2 protein-coding genes are annotated in these 1,387 nt (G+C 38.4%); both read left to right on the forward strand.

Features of this window, described 5'->3' with window-relative positions:
- Window positions 1-309 precede the first annotated feature (309 nt).
- The gene (locus NFR55_RS10455; protein ID WP_251548857.1) at window positions 310-864 is read left to right on the forward strand and encodes a GNAT family N-acetyltransferase; all 555 of its coding nucleotides are present in this window, start codon (window positions 310-312) and stop codon (window positions 862-864) included.
- A gap of 6 nt (window positions 865-870) precedes the next feature.
- On the forward strand, window positions 871-1,368 hold the full coding sequence (locus tag NFR55_RS10460) for an NUDIX hydrolase (protein WP_251548859.1): 498 nt from the start codon (window positions 871-873) through the stop codon (window positions 1,366-1,368).
- Window positions 1,369-1,387 lie beyond the last annotated feature (19 nt).

Genomic DNA, 1,387 nt, shown 5'->3' on the forward strand with positions numbered 1-1,387 from the left:
CTCCACCATTTTCGTTAAAGGTTGAACACAAAATATGTTCAATCTTTTTTCTTTTATTATTAAAATGAAAAGCCTGCGCGTGCGCCCCGATTTTCGTTGCCGCCCTTGCTTTTTCGGCGGCTGTATCGGTCTACCTTAATTCAGTTTTGTGTCGGTTTGTGGCGGGTGCTTGTCCGCGCCGCGTAGCGGCGCGCTTGTTTTATCAAGCCCCGCCACAGTGCCAAACAGCCTTTATGCTGTTATATGATTGAAAATTGCTTTCGTTTATGATAAAATATGTGATACAATAAAAGAAAAGCCGAGATTTATATGGATATTCAAATAGACGTTACAAATATAAAAATCGAAACACCGCGCCTTTTGTTGCGTTCATGGCAAGAAAGCGACCTTAACGATTTGTTTGCATACGCTTCGGTTGACGGTGTAGGTGAAATGGCAGGCTGGAAACATCACGAATCGATAACCGAAACAAAAAACATACTACATTCTTTCATATCGGATAAAAATGTTTTTGCGTTGGAATTAAAAGCAACAAAAAAAGTTATCGGTTCGTTAGGCTTGCATTATTCTTGGGCAAATAACGAAAAAGACTTTGCCGCCCTTAGGATAAAAGAGCTTGGTTATGTTTTATCAAAAGCATATTGGGGGCAAGGACTAATGCCCGAAGCAGTTAATGCCGTAATTGATTATTGTTTTAATGCGCTTTGTTTGGATGCGCTGACCGTAGGGCATTTTGTCGGCAACGCGCAATCCCAACGTGTAATAGAAAAAAGCGGTTTTATGTACGTAACGCAAGGCACTTATCATGCAAAAGGATTGAATAAGACTTTTGCGGAAAACAAATATATTCTATTTAGGAGATAATACGAAATGGATATTTTATTTTCCGATAAAGAATATATTTTTTCCCATCGAGTCGGCGGCATATTGATACAAAACGGCAAAATCTTATTGCAAAAGCCCAAAAATGACGATTACGCTATTATCGGCGGACATGTCAACCTTTTTGAAACAACGGAAAATGCGTTGCGACGCGAGTTCAAAGAAGAACTGCATACCGAGATAGAAATCGACAATTTAATGGCGATAGGCGAAGTTTTCTTTCCGTGGGGCAAAAAGCCGTGTCATCAAATTAGTTTATATTATAAAATACATTTGTCGGATGAAAACGCATTATCGAAAAACGAAATTATATCGGGTTTTGATTGTTTGGATAATAAGAAAATAACTTTGGATTTTTGTTGGATACCCATAAAAGAATTGAAAAACATAACCGTATATCCAAAAGAAATTACCCCTATCATTTTGAAGAACAGTACCGGCACGGAACATTTTGTATCCAATCAACTCGGACAAAATTCGTTTTAGGTTTCTTCCGCTCCACCAT

The sequence above is a fragment of the Pumilibacter intestinalis genome (assembly GCF_943193005.1).
Taxonomy (GTDB): Bacteria; Bacillota; Clostridia; order Christensenellales; family Pumilibacteraceae; genus Pumilibacter; species Pumilibacter intestinalis.